This is a genomic window from Paenibacillus sp. RUD330 (assembly GCF_002243345.2).
Lineage (GTDB): Bacteria > Bacillota > Bacilli > Paenibacillales > Paenibacillaceae > Paenibacillus_O.
In genome coordinates this window covers 4,373,788-4,389,482 of the sequence record NZ_CP022655.2, presented here as the reverse complement: position 1 = coordinate 4,389,482, position 15,695 = coordinate 4,373,788, and the positions used below count along the sequence as shown (strand labels likewise).

Annotated in this window: 12 protein-coding genes; 8 read left to right on the top strand and 4 right to left on the bottom strand. The window is 59.0% G+C overall.

The window, feature by feature from the left end; genetic code table 11:
• Positions 1 to 90 precede the first annotated feature (90 nt).
• Complete coding sequence (locus CIC07_RS20155; protein WP_076353504.1) at positions 91 to 732, bottom strand: GntR family transcriptional regulator; 642 nt, start codon at positions 730 to 732, stop codon at positions 91 to 93.
• Between the two features lie 394 nt (positions 733 to 1,126).
• Between CIC07_RS20155 and CIC07_RS20150 the strand changes: the two genes are divergently transcribed.
• From CIC07_RS20150 to CIC07_RS20120, 7 genes are all read left to right on the top strand, one after another.
• Entirely contained in the window at positions 1,127 to 2,371 is a 1,245-nt protein-coding gene (locus tag CIC07_RS20150; RefSeq protein WP_076353506.1) for an ornithine--oxo-acid transaminase, read from the top strand.
• Positions 2,343 to 3,287 (top strand): arginase, encoded by a 945-nt coding sequence (rocF, locus tag CIC07_RS20145; RefSeq protein ID WP_234992854.1) that lies wholly within the window; start codon positions 2,343 to 2,345, stop codon positions 3,285 to 3,287. The genes CIC07_RS20150 and rocF overlap by 29 nt, the downstream gene beginning before the upstream one ends.
• Positions 3,288 to 3,549: 262 nt before the next feature.
• Positions 3,550 to 7,959, top strand: coding sequence for a M20/M25/M40 family metallo-hydrolase (locus CIC07_RS20140; RefSeq protein ID WP_076353508.1), 4,410 nt, complete (start codon positions 3,550 to 3,552; stop codon positions 7,957 to 7,959).
• Between the two features lie 305 nt (positions 7,960 to 8,264).
• Entirely contained in the window at positions 8,265 to 9,095 is an 831-nt protein-coding gene (locus CIC07_RS20135) for an ABC transporter substrate-binding protein (protein ID WP_076353510.1), read from the top strand.
• Positions 9,096 to 9,116: 21 nt separating this feature from the next.
• Positions 9,117 to 9,770 carry an amino acid ABC transporter permease gene (locus CIC07_RS20130; protein ID WP_076353512.1) on the top strand — a complete coding sequence of 218 codons (654 nt, stop codon included), beginning with the start codon at positions 9,117 to 9,119 and terminating at the stop codon, positions 9,768 to 9,770.
• Positions 9,767 to 10,489: an amino acid ABC transporter ATP-binding protein gene (locus CIC07_RS20125; RefSeq protein ID WP_076353514.1), complete on the top strand. Its 723-nt coding sequence runs from the start codon at positions 9,767 to 9,769 to the stop codon at positions 10,487 to 10,489. Before CIC07_RS20130 ends, CIC07_RS20125 begins: the two co-directional genes overlap by 4 nt.
• 226 nt (positions 10,490 to 10,715) lie before the next feature.
• Positions 10,716 to 11,147, top strand: a complete 432-nt coding sequence (locus CIC07_RS20120) for a hypothetical protein (RefSeq protein ID WP_076353516.1) — start codon at positions 10,716 to 10,718, stop codon at positions 11,145 to 11,147.
• 91 nt (positions 11,148 to 11,238) lie between these two features.
• Here CIC07_RS20120 and CIC07_RS20115 read toward each other — a convergent pair whose 3' ends face one another.
• Positions 11,239 to 11,769: a DinB family protein gene (locus CIC07_RS20115; protein ID WP_076353518.1), complete on the bottom strand. Its 531-nt coding sequence runs from the start codon at positions 11,767 to 11,769 to the stop codon at positions 11,239 to 11,241.
• 255 nt (positions 11,770 to 12,024) lie between these two features.
• On the opposite strand from CIC07_RS20115, the gene CIC07_RS20110 reads away from it, so the two are divergent.
• Positions 12,025 to 13,983 (top strand): stalk domain-containing protein, encoded by a 1,959-nt coding sequence (locus CIC07_RS20110; protein ID WP_076353520.1) that lies wholly within the window; start codon positions 12,025 to 12,027, stop codon positions 13,981 to 13,983.
• Between the two features lie 320 nt (positions 13,984 to 14,303).
• On the opposite strand, the gene CIC07_RS20105 is transcribed toward CIC07_RS20110, so the two are convergent.
• Together CIC07_RS20105 and CIC07_RS20100 are read right to left on the bottom strand one after the other, a co-directional pair.
• Positions 14,304 to 14,672 carry a helix-turn-helix domain-containing protein gene (locus CIC07_RS20105; RefSeq protein ID WP_094248205.1) on the bottom strand — a complete coding sequence of 123 codons (369 nt, stop codon included), beginning with the start codon at positions 14,670 to 14,672 and terminating at the stop codon, positions 14,304 to 14,306.
• Between the two features lie 162 nt (positions 14,673 to 14,834).
• Positions 14,835 to 15,665, bottom strand: coding sequence for a lipase family protein (locus CIC07_RS20100; RefSeq protein ID WP_234992855.1), 831 nt, complete (start codon positions 15,663 to 15,665; stop codon positions 14,835 to 14,837).
• Positions 15,666 to 15,695: the final 30 nt, after the last annotated feature.

Genomic DNA, 15,695 nt, shown 5'->3' with positions numbered 1-15,695 from the left:
GCAGCCGTTCGCAGAGGCAAAACAAAGAGGCTGTCCCGCAAGTCATGAACATGACTGAGGCAGCCTCTTTGTTTTGTCCGGCGCATCCCCCTACAGCATGTCGGAATCGATGATGCGCCAATGGAGGCGCACCGCCTGCTCCAGCTTCTCCGTGTCGCGGCTGCGGAACAGCTCGGCGATCTGGCGGTGCTCGCCGTTGATCTCCTGCAGGAGGGCGGCCAGTCTTTCCTTGTCCTCGCTGGCATAGGATTGGCGGAGGAATCCGTTCTTGAGCGAATCCAGCATCTCGATCAAGGTGGAGTTGCCGCATCTGCGGAGATAGTACTCGTGGAACTGCGCCTGATGCTCATAGTAACGGCTGAAGTCATAGGCATCCAGATCGTCCTGGATCGCCGCGACCAGATCGTCGAGCGCCTCAAGGTCCTTGTCGCTCAAGATATCGACCGCCAGCGTAGCGGCCAGCGAATCCAGCGTCGCGATCAGGAGGGAGTAGTCCTCCTTTTTTTTCTGGTCGAAGGCTTTGACGGTGAAGCCCCGTCGAGGCAGGTAGTCGAGCAGGTTGTCCGAGCTGAGCCGGAACAAAGCCTCGCGGGTAGGCGTCCTGCTGATGTCCAGCTTCTTGCAGATTTCGGCCTCGTTGATCTTGGAGCCGGGAAGCAGCGTTCCTTCCTGGATCCGCTGGGCGATGTACTCATAGACATGATCCTTGAGGGACTGGTATTTCGGCTGCATGCCTTCACTCCTCTATTGAAGCGTTGCTCGTTATCGGTGCATGGATATGCAATTTATTTGTATAAATACTCCATATGACACATATTATCATCGCTTTTAAGCTTCATCAAGGGCATAAAAGGAATAATGATGACAGTTGCATGTTCGGTTTATGCACATATATTCAGCTAATCAAGAAAATCATTGTTGGATTCCAATTTCTATGTTATTATTCCTTTCATACGCGATAAGCGCTTCCATACTTGTATATTGTATACAAATGAAGCGTGTTTTAACCGTCCGGCTCTCTTTTGGCCGGGTGGAGGCAGGGCGCCTGGATGTTTTCCGCATCCGGGATTTTTTATCCGACATATTGTATACAAAATACAATATGCAATTAAAGGAGCGAAAAAACATGCAATCCGCAGAAGCCATCGCTTTATCCGAGCGGCATGCCGCCCGCAACTACCACCCTCTGCCCATCGTCATCGAGAAGGCCTCCGGCGTCTGGGTGCACAGCCCGGAAGGCGAGCGCTACATGGACATGCTGAGCGCTTATTCGGCCCTGAACCATGGCCATCGGCATCCGGCGCTGATCGGGGCGCTGCAGGACCAGGCCGCCAAGGTGACGCTGACTTCCCGGGCCTTCCACAACGACGCGGCGGCCGCGTTCTACGGCAAGCTTGCCGGCTTCACGGGCAAGCCGAGAATCCTGGCCATGAATACGGGCGCCGAGGCGGTGGAGACGGCGCTGAAGGCCGCCCGCCGCTGGGGCTACACCGTCAAGGGAATCCCGGAGGATCAGGCGGAGATCATCGTCTGCGCGGGCAACTTCCATGGAAGAACCCTCGCGATCACCTCTTTCTCTTCGAGCGGGGAATACAAGAGAGGATTCGGCCCCTTCCTGCCGGGCTTCAAGCTCGTTCCTTACGGCGACCTGGAGGCGATGGAGGCGGCGGTCGGGGAGCATACCGCCGCCGTGCTCATCGAGCCGATCCAGGGAGAGGCGGGAATCGTCATTCCTCCGGATGGGTACCTGCGCGGAATCCGGGAGCTGTGCAGCCGCCGAGGCGTGCTCATGATCGCCGACGAGATCCAGACCGGCTTCGGACGCACCGGCAGGCGCTTCGCCTGCGATTGGGAAGAGGTGGAGCCGGACATGTACGTGCTGGGCAAGGCGCTGGGCGGCGGCATCATGCCGATCTCGGCCGTGGCGGCGGATGAAGGCGTGCTCGGGGTGTTCGAGCCGGGCTCGCACGGGTCCACGTTCGGCGGCAACCCGCTTGCCTGCGCGGTCGCCTCCGCAGCGCTGGGCGTGCTGGAGGACGAAGCTCTGGCGGAGCGTTCCGAGCGTCTCGGAGCCTATCTGCTGGAAAGGCTGCAGGCGATCCGGAGTCCCCGCATCCGGGAAATACGCGGCCGGGGGCTGTTCATCGGCATCGAGCTGGACCGTCCCGCGCGGAAGTATTGCGAAGCCTTGATGTCCAAGGGCCTGCTGTGCAAGGAAACGCATGAGACGACGATCCGTCTTGCTCCGCCTCTCGTCATTGCCGAGGAGGAGCTCGACTGGGCGCTCGAAAGACTGGCGGCAGTGCTTGAAGCCGACATCGACCACAAAGGAGACGGTAACGATGATGGACATGACGACCGGCATGAATGAACGGCTGCGGAACGGGCAGCGCAAGATCCAGCTGATTCGGGTGCCTTTCTGGCTGGGCGGGGGCCGTGCGGGCACGGAGCTTGGACCGGAGAGCATCATCGAGGCCGGACTCAAGCGACAGCTGAGGGCGATGGAGCTTGAGCTGGCGGAGGAATGGGAAGTCGACGTGCCGGGAGACGCCGTGGAGCCGGCCCCTTCCGGATGCTTGATGAAGCACAAGGCCGAAGTGGCGGAGATGGCCGGCCTGGTCGGAGAGAAGGTATATCGCAGCGTCAGTTCGGGGGCTTTTCCGCTCGTGCTCGGCGGAGACCACAGCGTCGCCATCGGAACGCTGGCCGGCCTCAGCGGCCATTACGGCAAGCTCGGGGTCATCTGGTTTGATGCGCATGGGGACCTGAACCACGAAGGCACGACACCCTCGGGCAACATGCACGGCATGGCTCTGGCGGCGGCGGTCGGACACGGCTCCTTCACGCTGGCTGACATTCCGGGAGCCGGGCCGCTGATCCGGCCCGGGAATGTCGTTCTCGTCGGCGTCAGGGAGCTGGATCCCGGTGAAAAGGAGTTCATCCGCTCGTCCGGCATGACTTGCTTCACGATGCATGAGATCGACCGGATGGGCATTCATGCGGTCATGGAACAAGCGATCGCCGCCGCCGGAAGGGATGCCGACGGCGTTCACGTCAGCTTCGACCTGGACTGCCTCGATCCGCTGCAGGCTCCGGGAGTGGGGACGCCGGTTCCCGGAGGACTGAGCTACCGGGAAGCCCACTATGCGCTGGAGCTGCTGGCGGAGAGCGGAATCGTCACTTCGTTGGAGCTGGTGGAGGTGAATCCGGTGCTGGATCCTGCGCGGCGGACGGCCAGGGCGGCGGTAGAGCTCGCGGCATCCTTGCTCGGCAAGCGTATTTTATAGACGAAAAGGTTGCGATCCGGGCTGCTGCATGATTATACAGAGCAGCCCTTTGCATAAGGCTTGGTTTTATCGGCTGTTTGGTTGCGGTTTGGTTTATTTCATGACGAAAAATCGCGGAATAAGTCGGTTGCTATCTAGAAATATATCAAATCGTAATAATTAAAAAGATAGATTGAGAGAATAGGATCTCAATGTTATAATTCCTACCATACGTTATACAGTGTTTAGTATATTGTATACATACATAAGGGGGAATGAAATTTTGTCCAGCCGCTTGAAGCTGAACAGAAAGCTGTTGTCTGCCGTTATTGCCGGTTCGATGCTTGCATCGCTGCTGACTCCTGCGGCATCCGCCGCGCTGCCGGGCGCTTATGAGACGGCGGCCGTCCAAACGACTGCCGTAGAAACGAGTGCTCCGCTTGACGGATCTCTTGTGCAGGGAGCGCCGGGGTACGAGGCGTACCGGTACATGCTCAATCTCACGGAAACGATCGGCACGAGGCCGGCCGGTTCCGCCAAAGAAAACGAGGCGCGGGATTATATTCGGGACGAGTTCGCCGCCATGGGATACAGCCCGACCGTCACCGAGTTCGTGTACAACGCCAAGAACGGCGGCAAAAGCTACAATGTCGTCGCCGAAAAGCATGGCGCATCTCCGCGCACGATCATCGTCGGCGCTCATTACGATTCCGTGAAGGCGCCTAGCCGCGGCGCGGACGACAATGCGTCCGGCGTCGCCGTCATGCTTGAGTCTGCTAAAGCGGTATCGCAGCAGACCGTTCCTTATACGATCAAGTTCATCGCATTCGGTTCCGAGGAAGCGGGCCTGCAAGGCTCCAAAGCCTATGCGGCCGCCATGTCGGAGGCCGACAAGGCCAATACTGTCGCGATGATCAACCTGGACAGCCTCGCGGCCGGAGACAACATGTATGTCTACGGATCGGCCGGAAAGGGCGGCTTCGTGCGCGACCAGGCGCTTGCCATCGCCGGCAAGCTCGGGCTGAACCTGCAGACTCAGAACGGAGACAATCCGGAGTATCCGGCCGGAACGACCGGCGACTGGAGCGACCATGCTCCGTTCAAGAGCGCCGGCATTCCTTACGCTTATCTGGAAGCGACCAACTGGGCGCTGGGCGACAAGGACGGCTACACCCAGACCGAGAAGGACGGAGCCATCTGGCATACGGCCAAGGATACGCTGACGTACTTGAACGAGCAGTATCCCGGCAGGGTCGAAGAAAGGCTGAGCACCTTCGCATCCGTGCTGACGAGCCTGCTGCTGGAAATCGAGGAGCCGACCAAGAAGCTGATCTTGAGCAGCGACAAGGCCTCGATCACCGAGAAGCGCACGATTACGGTCGATCTGCCCCTTCCGTCCGGAATTTCAGCGGCGGATGCCGTTGATCTCAATTGGACCTATGGAGGCAAGCCGCTGAGCGACTGGAAGAAATACAACGCGCAGAAGGGCGATTACTCCGGAGCTCCCTTCATTTATCTGGAAGGCGCGCCTGTCGTAAGCGGACGCCATCTGACCGCCAAGATCACGTTCGACCTGCCCTATGACCGCGTCAACGTGTCCGGCAGCCCGTACCGCCAGCTGTATCCGAAGCTGCTCGGGACCAACGAGCTGATGGTGTCAGGCGCGGACGGCGCAGTCGCTTCGGCGCCGATCAAGCTGAACGTCTATGACACCTACCGCACTTATGACGAAATCAAGCCGGAAATCGACCGCATTACGGCCGGCGCGAAGAGCGGCCGCTACATCGAGACCCGGGTGCTCGGCAAGTCCGTCCAGGGCCGCGACATCAACTTCACGATTCTGGCCAAGGACAAGGCGTCCGTCGACCAATATGTGAACGAGACGCTGCCTGCCATGATCGACGATCCCGCCGGGCTGCAGGAGAAGATCCGCAGCGGCAAGCTGACGGACTACAAGGTGCCGGTCTGGATCAACAACATCCATCCGGATGAAGCGCCGGGCGTGGATGCGATCCTGAACTTCTTTGAGGAAATGACCAAGAAGGACACGATCCGGTACGACACGACCGACAGCTCCGGCGCCGCGCGCCAAGTGAGCTTCGACGTGGCGGATGCGCTGGATGATGTCATCTTCCTGCTGAACTACACACAAAATCCGGATGGCCGCTACCTCAATACGAGGGCCAATGCGAACGGCTTCGACCTGAACCGCGACAACTCGTACCAGACGCAGCCGGAGACGCAGATCGTCGCCAGCGAGATCGCCAAGTGGTCGCCGCTGTCGTTCCTGGATTTCCACGGGTTCGTCGGGCAGTTCCTGATCGAGCCGTGCACGCCTCCCCATGACCCGAACATCGATTACGACCTGCTGATCGACAGCATGGTGGAGCAGGCCGATGCCATGGGCCGCGCCGCTGTCGCCAACACGAAGTACGATGTGTACCACATCCCTTATCTGGAAGCCGAGAAAGCGGCCGCAGACCCCAGCTACAAGCCGATCGCCAACGCGACGGGCTGGGACGATGCTTCGCCGGCTTACACAGCCGTATTCGCCATGCACCAGGGCGCTCTCGGCCATACGATCGAGATTCCGGAGCTGAATGAGGATTCGACGACGGCATTGCTGTACACCGCGCTTGCTTCGACGGATTACGTCATGGCGAACAAGCAGAAGCTGTTCCTGAACCAGCTGGAAGTGTACAAGCGCGGCATCGGGAACGTGGACAGCCCGGCTGTCGACAAGTATCTGGTCAATGCCAAGCATGAGTCCATCGGCCGCCCGCGCGTCGAGGGCAAAAGCTTCTTCCCGGAATACTATGTCCTTCCGGTGGACGGGTCCAACCAGAAAAACGCGCTCGAAGCGGTCAACATGGTCAACTACCTGATCCGCAACAGCGTCAAGGTCGAGAAGACGACCGATTACGTCGCCATCGAAGGAAGAACTTATCCTAAGGGCACTTATCTCGTTCCTATGCATCAAGCCAAGCGCAGCTTCGCCAATCTCGTGCTGTACGACGGAATCGATGTGTCCGACTTCAGCGAAATGTATGCCGACATCGTGCAGAGCTTCTCTTATATGAGAGGTTTCGACCGCTACGCGGTCTACGCCGAGAACGCATTCGCAGGCCGAACGGAAGCGGTCGCGGCGGCGGACAAGCCCGTCACGGCGATCAACGGCTCTTATGCCCATTATGTCATCCGCAGCACCAACAACGATGCGATCCGGGCGGTCAACGAGCTGACGGCTGCCGGCAAGGCGGTCACGCTCCTTACGTCTGGAGGGCCGGATTACGAGAAGGGCGACTACCTCGTTTCGTATGCGAACCTCAAGCTCGTCAAGGACAAGTATTCCCTGGTCACCGTTCCTTGGTATTCCGCGAGCTCCGTCCCAAGCGGCAAGCTGCTGAAGTCGGCAGCCGTATCCGCAACCGGGGTTCCGGCATTCGCGCTCAAGGATCTCGGCTTCAAGATCGCGGCCGATCAGGCCGCAGCGGATGTGCTCGTCAATACGTCCGGCAGCAAGGCCTCCATCGAAGCCGGCAAGCCTTTCATCGCATATGGAAGATCGGCGATGAGCACGCTGAAGGGGACGGGACTGCTTCCGGGATTCGATTTCGCGACGACGGGCAGCACCCATGAAGGCCTCATCAAAGCGGTCCTGAACCAGGACAGCGTCATTTCCGCTCCTTATCAGAGCGAGGATTATCTGTACACCCAGTCCGGTTCCTATATCAAATCCGTTCCGGAAGGCGCCGAAATTCTGGCCTCGGCAAGCGCGGCGGAAGACTTCTTCATTGCCGGCTGGTGGCCTGGACATGATGCTGCCAAAGGCAAGGTCATGGGCTTCAAACTGGCCGACAAGGCCTTGAACGTGACCGTCTTCGCCGGCGAGCTGACCAACAAGGCGCATCCTCAGGCTCAATACCGCCTGCTCGCCAATGCCATCTACGCGGCGGCGCCTGCGGCGGCAGCCGCTTCCATGGACGATGGAGACGGAGAGATCCCGGCCACGCCTGCTGCGCCTTGGACGCCGGCGCCGACCGTGGCTCCTACGGCAACGCCTGCACCATCCGCGACACCGGCGCCATCGCCGTCGATTCAGCCATCGGCTTCTCCGACGCCGACGCCTGCGCCGGCTCACAGCTTCCGCGATCTCGAGCCGGTCGGCTCGTGGGCGGGAGATGCGATCGCAGAGCTGTACGCCAAGGGCATCATCAAGGGACTGGATGCAAGCAGCTTCGGTCCTAAAAAGGAAGTCACCCGCGCCGAATTCCTGACGATGCTCGTGCGGGCGCTCAACCTGCCGAGCGGGACGGCGAGCCTGTCGTTCGGCGACGTCAGCCGGAACGCCTGGTACTACGACGCTGTCGCTGCGGCTGTGTCGGCAGGCATCGCCAAAGGCACAGGCGAGGGCAAGTTCGAGCCTGGCCGGGCCATCACGCGGGAAGAAATGGCGATTATGGCGGCCAACGCGCTCAAGCTGGCCGGCAGCATCGTCGCGGCGGATTCGTCTGCGGCGCTTGCAGCCTATAAGGACAGCGGCAAGATCGCTTCCTATGCCCGTTCCTCCGTAGCTCTGCTCAGCGAAAAAGGAATCCTCACGGGAACGGGAGGCGGCGGATTCGAGCCGAAAGGCAAGGCCAACCGCGCTCAGGCTGCCGTCATCATCAGCCGTCTGCTCCACGCGTCCTGACGGATGGAAATGAAAGAGGGAAAGAACGGTTCCGAACCGTTCTTTCCTTGTTCATTTCTTGCTTTTAACCATTTACAGCAAACGTACATGAATAAATATCTTTATTAGTAAACAACTTCATCTTAAAAAAGACGTAAATGGCATCATTTTGAAACTTATGCTTGAAACGTTGTGATTGCTTATTATCGGTGTTATACTGGCTTTCGTAATTATTTATTCGTTTTTTCGCATATTTACTTTTGCTAGCCATCGGAGTGGTTTCAGCCCGCTCCACATCGTATAAAATAGAGGCAGGAGAGATGATGATGAAGAAGGTTTGGACAGTAGCGATTGCGGCCATGCTGGTGCTGACCGCATGCGGCCAGAAGGGCAATGTCGACAGCAATACGGGCGGTGCCGCGAACACGGGCGCAGCCGAGAATACGAATGCGGGCACGGAGCAGAAGACGCTGGTGCTCGGCACGAGCGCGGACTACGCGCCCTATGAGTTCCACAAAACGGTTGACGGCAAGGACGCGATCGTCGGCTTCGACATCGAGATCGCCAAGGAAATCGCCAAGGATATGAACGCGAAGCTGGAAATCAAGGACATGGACTTTGACGGCCTGCTGCTGTCGCTCAATACGGACAAGGTCGATTTCGTCATCTCGGGCATGACGCCGACCGAGGAGCGCGCCAAAGCCGTCGACTTCTCGAAGATCTATTATATGGCCGACCAAGGCGTGCTCGCCAAAAAAGGAAACGAAGGCAGCTTCAACACGCTGGACGATCTGAAGGGCAAAAAGATCGGCGTCCAGAAAGGTTCGATCCAAGAAGGAATCGCCAAGGAAATCGAAGGCGCCAAGCTGACCTCGATCGCCAAGATTCCGGAGCTGATCCTGGAGCTGAATTCGGGCCGCGTCGACGCTCTGATTCTGGAGAAGCCGGTCGCCGACCAGTACGTCAAAGCCCAGGACACGGTCGCGCTTACGAATGTGAAGATCGAGCAGTCCGCCGACGAAGCGGGCTCCGCCATCGCCATCAAGAAAGGTAACCAGGAGCTTGTCGATTCCATCAACAAAACGATCGACCGTCTGAAGGAAAGCGGAGAGATCGACCGCTTCGTCGTCGAAGCGAATGAACTGGTCGGAAAATAAGGAACGGATGGTGCGAATAAAATGAATCTCGATTTTTCCGCACTCAACGGATACTGGTCTTACTTTGTGGACGGAGCCTGGCTTACGCTCCGTCTTTCCGTTTTGGGAGTGCTGTTCGGCACTTTCTTCGGCGTTTTGCTTGCCCTTGTCCGCCTTTCCCGGATCTGGGCGCTCAAATTCCTGGCGGTAACGTACATCGAGATCATCCGCGGAACCCCGATGCTCGTGCAGATTCTGATCATCTACTACGCGCTGCCTACGGTCGGCATCAACCTGCCGGCGTTCGTCGCGGGCGTCGTCGCCTTGACGATCAACAGCGCCGCTTATATGGCGGAAGTGTTCAGGGCGGGCATCCAGGCCATCGACAAAGGGCAGACCGAAGCGGCCCGCTCCCTCGGGATGTCCCGCGGCATGACGATGCGTCTCATCGTGCTGCCGCAGGCTTTCCGCAACATGCTGCCGGCCATCGGCAACGAGCTTATCGTCATCATCAAGGATTCCTCGCTGATTTCGGTCGTCGGCCTCGCCGAGCTGCTGTACAACGCCCGGACGATCCAGGGCGTGACGTTCCGCTCGTTCGAGCCGCTTTTGGTCGCAGGCGGCATCTACTTCATCATGACCTTCACGCTGTCACGCCTGCTTATCTTGCTTGAGAGGAGGATGGGCCAGCGATGATCGAAATTCAAGAGCTCCGCAAGTCGTTCGGCAAGAACGAGGTGCTTAAAGGCATCAGCTCGACCATCAGCAAAGGCGAGGTCGTAGCCGTCATCGGACCGAGCGGCTCCGGCAAGAGCACGTTCCTGCGCTGCCTGAACCGGCTCGAGGAGCCGACGGGCGGCATGATCCGCTTCGAGGGCCGCGATGTGACAGGCGCCCAGAAGGATCTGAACTCCATCCGCCAGAAGATGGGCATGGTGTTCCAGCACTTCAACCTGTTCCCGCATATGTCGGTTCTGGACAACCTGACCGTGTCTCCGCGCAAGGTGAAGGGGCTTGGCAAGGATGAAGCCGAGAAGATCGCGCTGGAGCTGCTGCGCACGGTCGGCCTCGAGGACAAGCGCGATGCCCGTCCCGACAGCCTGTCCGGCGGTCAGAAGCAGCGCATCGCCATTGCTCGCGCGCTCGCCATGCAGCCGGATGTCATGCTCTTCGACGAGCCGACCTCCGCGCTGGATCCCGAGATGGTCGGCGAGGTGCTCGACGTCATGAAGAAGCTCGCCCAGCAGGGCATGACGATGATCATCGTCACCCATGAGATGGGCTTTGCCCGCGAAGTCGCCGACCGCCTGATCTTCATGGACGGCGGTTATATCGTAGAGGAAGGCAATCCCCGCGAGGTGTTTGCGGCACCGCAGCATGAGCGCACGCGCGAATTCCTTTCCAAAGTGCTGTAGAACCTTGAGCCGAACCTTGATAGCCTCCGGGCTTTCAAGGTTTTTTGGCATTCCCGCTCAGCGGGCTGTTCTGAACTCCGCTCCGGCCGCATCAATCCTTTCTTGAAAGGAAGCGCATACAAGGATGCTTGCTTGTGTTAGAATATGGGAAAATCAAGGACATGCTTTATGGGAGGATGGCGGGAGCTCCTGGGGCGATCATCGGATTTCGGAAGGAGTTCATGCCATGGCGGGAAGCGGCGATGAGGCGGGAACTACGGCAAAGAAGTCCTTGGATAGGGAAGGCTCCCATGGCGGCGTGCTGCTGAAGCGTTTCATCCGGGCTGCCGCAGCCCTGGTAGCCGTGGCGGCTGCGGCCGGCTGCGGAGCAGACAGCATGTTCATGTCCCGGCCGGCAATCATCTACATCGAGGAAGCGCCGCTTATGGAAGGAGCCTGTCTGAAGCCGGAAGAGATCCGGCTGGCCGCCTGGAACGCCGTGCCGGAGACGGACAAGCTGACGGCCGTCCGCAGCTGGAAGGAGGCTCCTGTCACGCCGACGGTCGAGAAAGCCGTATGCCGGGTCGATTTCGCGACGGACAATGATCTCATGGAGGGGCCGATCGGCGTATACGTGGATTCCGACCTGAAGATCGTCGGATGGGCGGGACGGGAGTAAGGCGGCGCCGAATGTGGAAGGCGACCGGCGACAACTTGATTCGATGGACGGCTCTGCTTGCGGAGCCGTCCTTTTTGCATTGCCGCGGCCTTTATGAGGAATGCCTCGATGGATCCAGGTTCTGCTTCAGGACCGATTTCAGCTCCTTGATTTGTTCCGCATGCCGCCGCTCATGCAGATGCAGCAGCTCCACCCACTGATCCAAAGGCAAGTCGCCGAACCGGGGATGGTGCACGGCTGCTTCCTTCAAAACGGATTTGTCCTCGACCGAATCCAGCAAGGCCAAAAAATCCGACCTGGCGACGTTCAGTTGCTGGATGATTTGCGGAATTTGAAAGGGACCGTCATCGGGCTCCGAAACCTTGGGGGCTTGATAGTTGACGGAGCGATCGGACACGATTCCGATGGGCCGCCGCTGCGGCCGGGATTGCTGCTTTTGGCGCAGGCCGAATGCAAGAGCTTTTTGAAACAGGATTTCCGTCTTCACCAAATGCTGGCAAATCTGAGCGATGCTCCAAGCATGGTTTTCCGCGGTCTCATTGAACTCGTCTTCGGTCAGGACTGAAATTTCCTGCAGCAGCAGCTCTCTCACAGCGTTCAGACAAGGTTTGCTGTCCTCCATCTCCTATCGCCTCCATAAGCTGACGGTTCTTTCAGCCATTATACATTAAGGTACTAGGACTTGATACTAATATTGGTGGCTGCCTGTCCGGGGAACAACCGGCCGGTTTTCCCCGTCCTACGGCGCGGGTTTTGCATGCAGCCATTGATAAATATCCCAAATTTCGCAACATTTCCATCGGACCTGCGTTTTATTCTAAGTGCGATAAGCGACTCGGCCTTTTTTTACCGATTAGAATCAAAGGAGACCCGATCCATGAAACCGATGAAATGGCTGCTCATGCTTTCCTTGTTATTGCTTCCTGTGTACGGCGGCAGCGCGAATGCCAACCCTCTGGACGGAGCCCAGACGCTCGTTCTGACCAAAAACAGCACCAAAATGATGATCAACGGCGCTCCCTACAACGCGGTGCAGCCGCTTACGATCAGCAAGGACTACTCCTATGCCGCCTTCAGCTCGCTCGCCAAGCTGTACGGCTATCAGGTCTCGTACGATGCCAAGACGAAGGAATCCATCGCGATCAGCGCCAAGGGCGAGATCCGGTTCAAGATGAACACGAAGGATATCCTCGTCAACGGGACGAAATGGACGGGAGAAGCGCCCGCCTACTCCTTGAAAGGCTCGCTCATGATTCCGATCCGCACCTGGGCGCTCATATCCGAGAGCAAGATCGCCTTCTCCGGCAAGACGGTCACGCTGACCTGGCAGCAGTCGACGCCCAGCGCCGCGTTCCAGGTGACGCCGCAGCCGCTGTATGCGGGCGATGCCGTGCAGTATGCGGACCAGTATTCCTCTCCGGCAGGCTTGCCGATGCAAAACGAGGAATGGACCGGACGCCAGGATGTCTTCGCCGCGGCGGGAACGTATACAGTCACAAGGCGGGTCCAGGATTCCGCCGGCGCTTGGAGCGACCCTTACTCGGTCACGGTGCAGGTCCTTCCGGTGAACATGCCGCCGGTGGCGGACTTCTCGACCGACAAGACGGTCTACCGTCAAGGCGAGCAGGTTCAGTTCACGGATCTCAGCACGGACGACAACAACGCGATCGATCCGGCCAAGACGAAATGGACCGGCCGCCAGCTGGGCTATTTCGAGCCGGGAGAAAAAACGATCACGCTGAGCGTGACGGATACGCAAGGCCTCACCTCGACGGTAAGCAAGACGATCACCATAACGGACGAAGAGCTCTACAATGAGACCGAGTTCGGCATGCTGTATACCCCTGTAGGAGAGAAGTACAAGGTGGACGGCGGGGCCGTGCTCAGCATTCCGACGTTGTCTTATGATTTTCAGTCGGAGCCGTCGCGGATGATCCGCAGCAACAGTCCGGAGCTGTGGAAGCAGGAGGGGATCGCGTACGACGACCAGTTCTCCGGAAATATCCGCTTCCTCTTCCACAACAAAAATACGCTCAGCTACAATGTCCGCATGTACCTCGTCGTGACGAATGAAGGCAACATGCCGGCGAGCTTCAGCGTCGGAGCGGTCGGCACCGGAGGACCGGATCCGTCCGAGATCCGCACCGGCAAGCTTTCCACCGTGCGTTACTTGAGTGCGCTGCAGGCCAATGGCGCAGCGGTGACGACACAGGTAAGGCCTGGGCAGTCCGTCAAAGTGCTGCCGCAAATCTCGGAGTCGGCGATCAAGCCGGGAATGGTGTACTCGGCCTACGCGGATGTCGCCGCCGACCAGACGCTGCGCTTCCGCGTCGTCGTTGTCGCGGACGGCAAGGATCCGCTGCAGAACCTGGATTCCATGGACCTGATGCCGGCTGACGGAATCCACACGCGGGGCTCCTTCAACAATACGACGCGCGACATCCAGATCGACGGCGTCCTTGGCACCAAGTCTGAGCGCGTCGTGCTCGGCGACAACGTTCTTGATCCTTATCTGGACGGCTATGACAACACGACCGGAACGCTGCAGTACAATGTCGGCAATTTCGGCGTGCTGTACAAAATGAAGGTTACGCTGGCTCCACGAACGATCGTCTCCCTCAATCCGAGGGGAGGACTGTATGCGGGAGGCTTCCTCGTCAACGGGCAGCTTGTTCCCGTAACGAACAATGACCAGCTGAAAGACCAGAACGAAGCGGCCGTCATCTACCGTTCCGGTAATTCTCAGGAAACGGTGGAGCTTGTCTATATGATCGCATCCGGCAGCAACCTGCCGATCACGATGATGTTCCAGCCGATGCCGGCTGTCAAAGGCTGATCGAGCTGTCGGCTGATCGAGCTGTCGGCTGATCGAGCTGTCGGCTGATCGAGCTGTCGGCTGATCGAGCTGTGAAAGGATGAGCAAAGCTGGATTCAGGTTCATCCAAGGTTTGATCCAATCGTAAAAAACCGTCCGGTTCAGGTTCTCCGGACGGTTTTTTTGGCTTCTTAGGCATATGAAGAGGGGAGCGAACAGCGCCACCAGCTCCGAAGCGGCTGGATGTAGGGGATGCAAGGCTCCCGGCGATTCTCATCTGGCTATGAGACGGCCGCTGGCGTAATGCCTGCCGGCTATTGCCCGGCAAGGCTCCAGCCGGCTTACGTCGATGGCCTGCGTTGCGGCTTGCCGTCTTTCATTTTCAAGGCCATGCGGTAAGCCTCCAGGCTTGCTTGCAGGAAGGCTCCTTCATCGGCAGTCAGCCCCCGGAACCCGGCGGAGAAGGAGCCGGCTGCCGCCTGCAGTCCGAGCAGGTCGTCCGACGGGACCCCGAACAGCCTGCAGAGACGGGCAAGCATACGCAGATCCGGTTCGTTCACGTTGTTCTCGTATTGGGAAACGGTCGATTTGGCGATTCCGAGCATATCGGCCAGCTGCTGCTGCGTCCATTCGCGAACAAGCCGCAGCTCCCGGAGGCGGCCTCCGATAGCCGGCTCCGGAGCGGAGACGGGGTGGTCAGGCTTGGACATGACGCATTCATTCCTCCGATCGAAAAAAGGCGGCCGGAGACGGCCGCTCGCTTTTCTATTGTACCGGAGAACGGGCTGACTTGCGACTGCATCGCGGCTATGGATCGGCCGCTCCGCATCTCTGCTTTTCCGACGGGCGGGGAGATCCGCCCCTTAGCGGGACTATTTCCCGCCTTCGCCCGGCAGGCTCGGAGAAGGACACCAGCCGATCGGATCCATGCACATGGCGTCGACGAATTCGGGCTCCTCCACCGCGAGCGCGCGGAAGTAGCTGCTCAGCACATGGTTCCCCGATATGCCGCCGCCCTTGAAATCAAGCTCGCTGGGATGGCGGACATGCGAGTAGTAATAGATCGTCTTGGTCCGCGGATCCTGATAGACGAGCGGAGGCAGATGGACGACGATATCCTCCTTGTTGGCGATGCGGAAGCTTTGCGGAACCGCCTTGTTGTAAGCGGCGACGAATACCGGATTGCCGACTCTGGGCGCCGCGAACGTATACACGACGGGAGCGGAGAAATCGCCGTTCTCCGCGAGATCGACCGCTGCCAGGGTGGCCAGCGCGCCGCCGAGGCTGTGTCCGGTCACGAACAGCGGATTGCCGGCCGGAACTTGCCGCAGCAGCTCCATGACTTGCGGCCTGGCGCTGCGGTACAGCTCCGTGAATCCGCGATGAGTAGCCCCGCCCTCCGGGATGAGATCGAAGTCCACTTGATCGGCCATGAAATCGGTGACCCATTCCAAGGTGGAACTGGTGCCGCGGAAAGCGAGAATGGAAGCGCGGGCAGACTTTGCGACGAATCCGAACGGCTGGGAATACCCGTTCAAGCCTCCGGCCTGAAACGTGCCGACTAGCTCGTATTCCTCCGGGAGCCGGATCGTTCCCATGCCTTGGAGCTGCATATAAGTCTGCCCGCACATCGCCGCGAGGAACAGGGCGGTGCGTGGATCCATCTCCGGGGAGGCGCTGCTCAGTTTGACCTCTCTGCTCACGCTTCCAACTCCTTTGCCGCTGTATGCTTG

Bases quoted from the DNA above. Each gene is read 5' to 3' on its own strand.
- CIC07_RS20155 (WP_076353504.1), bottom strand. From the start codon at position 732: ATGCAGCCGAAATACCAGTCCCTCAAGGATCATGTCTATGAGTACATC.
- CIC07_RS20105 (WP_094248205.1), bottom strand. From the start codon at position 14,672: ATGTCCAAGCCTGACCACCCCGTCTCCGCTCCGGAGCCGGCTATCGGA.
- CIC07_RS20130 (WP_076353512.1), top strand. From the start codon at position 9,117: ATGAATCTCGATTTTTCCGCACTCAACGGATACTGGTCTTACTTTGTG.
- CIC07_RS20115 (WP_076353518.1), bottom strand. From the start codon at position 11,769: ATGGAGGACAGCAAACCTTGTCTGAACGCTGTGAGAGAGCTGCTGCTG.
- CIC07_RS20120 (WP_076353516.1), top strand. From the start codon at position 10,716: ATGGCGGGAAGCGGCGATGAGGCGGGAACTACGGCAAAGAAGTCCTTG.
- CIC07_RS20150 (WP_076353506.1), top strand. From the start codon at position 1,127: ATGCAATCCGCAGAAGCCATCGCTTTATCCGAGCGGCATGCCGCCCGC.
- rocF (WP_234992854.1), top strand. From the start codon at position 2,343: ATGATGGACATGACGACCGGCATGAATGAACGGCTGCGGAACGGGCAG.
- CIC07_RS20125 (WP_076353514.1), top strand. From the start codon at position 9,767: ATGATCGAAATTCAAGAGCTCCGCAAGTCGTTCGGCAAGAACGAGGTG.
- CIC07_RS20110 (WP_076353520.1), top strand. From the start codon at position 12,025: ATGAAACCGATGAAATGGCTGCTCATGCTTTCCTTGTTATTGCTTCCT.
- CIC07_RS20135 (WP_076353510.1), top strand. From the start codon at position 8,265: ATGAAGAAGGTTTGGACAGTAGCGATTGCGGCCATGCTGGTGCTGACC.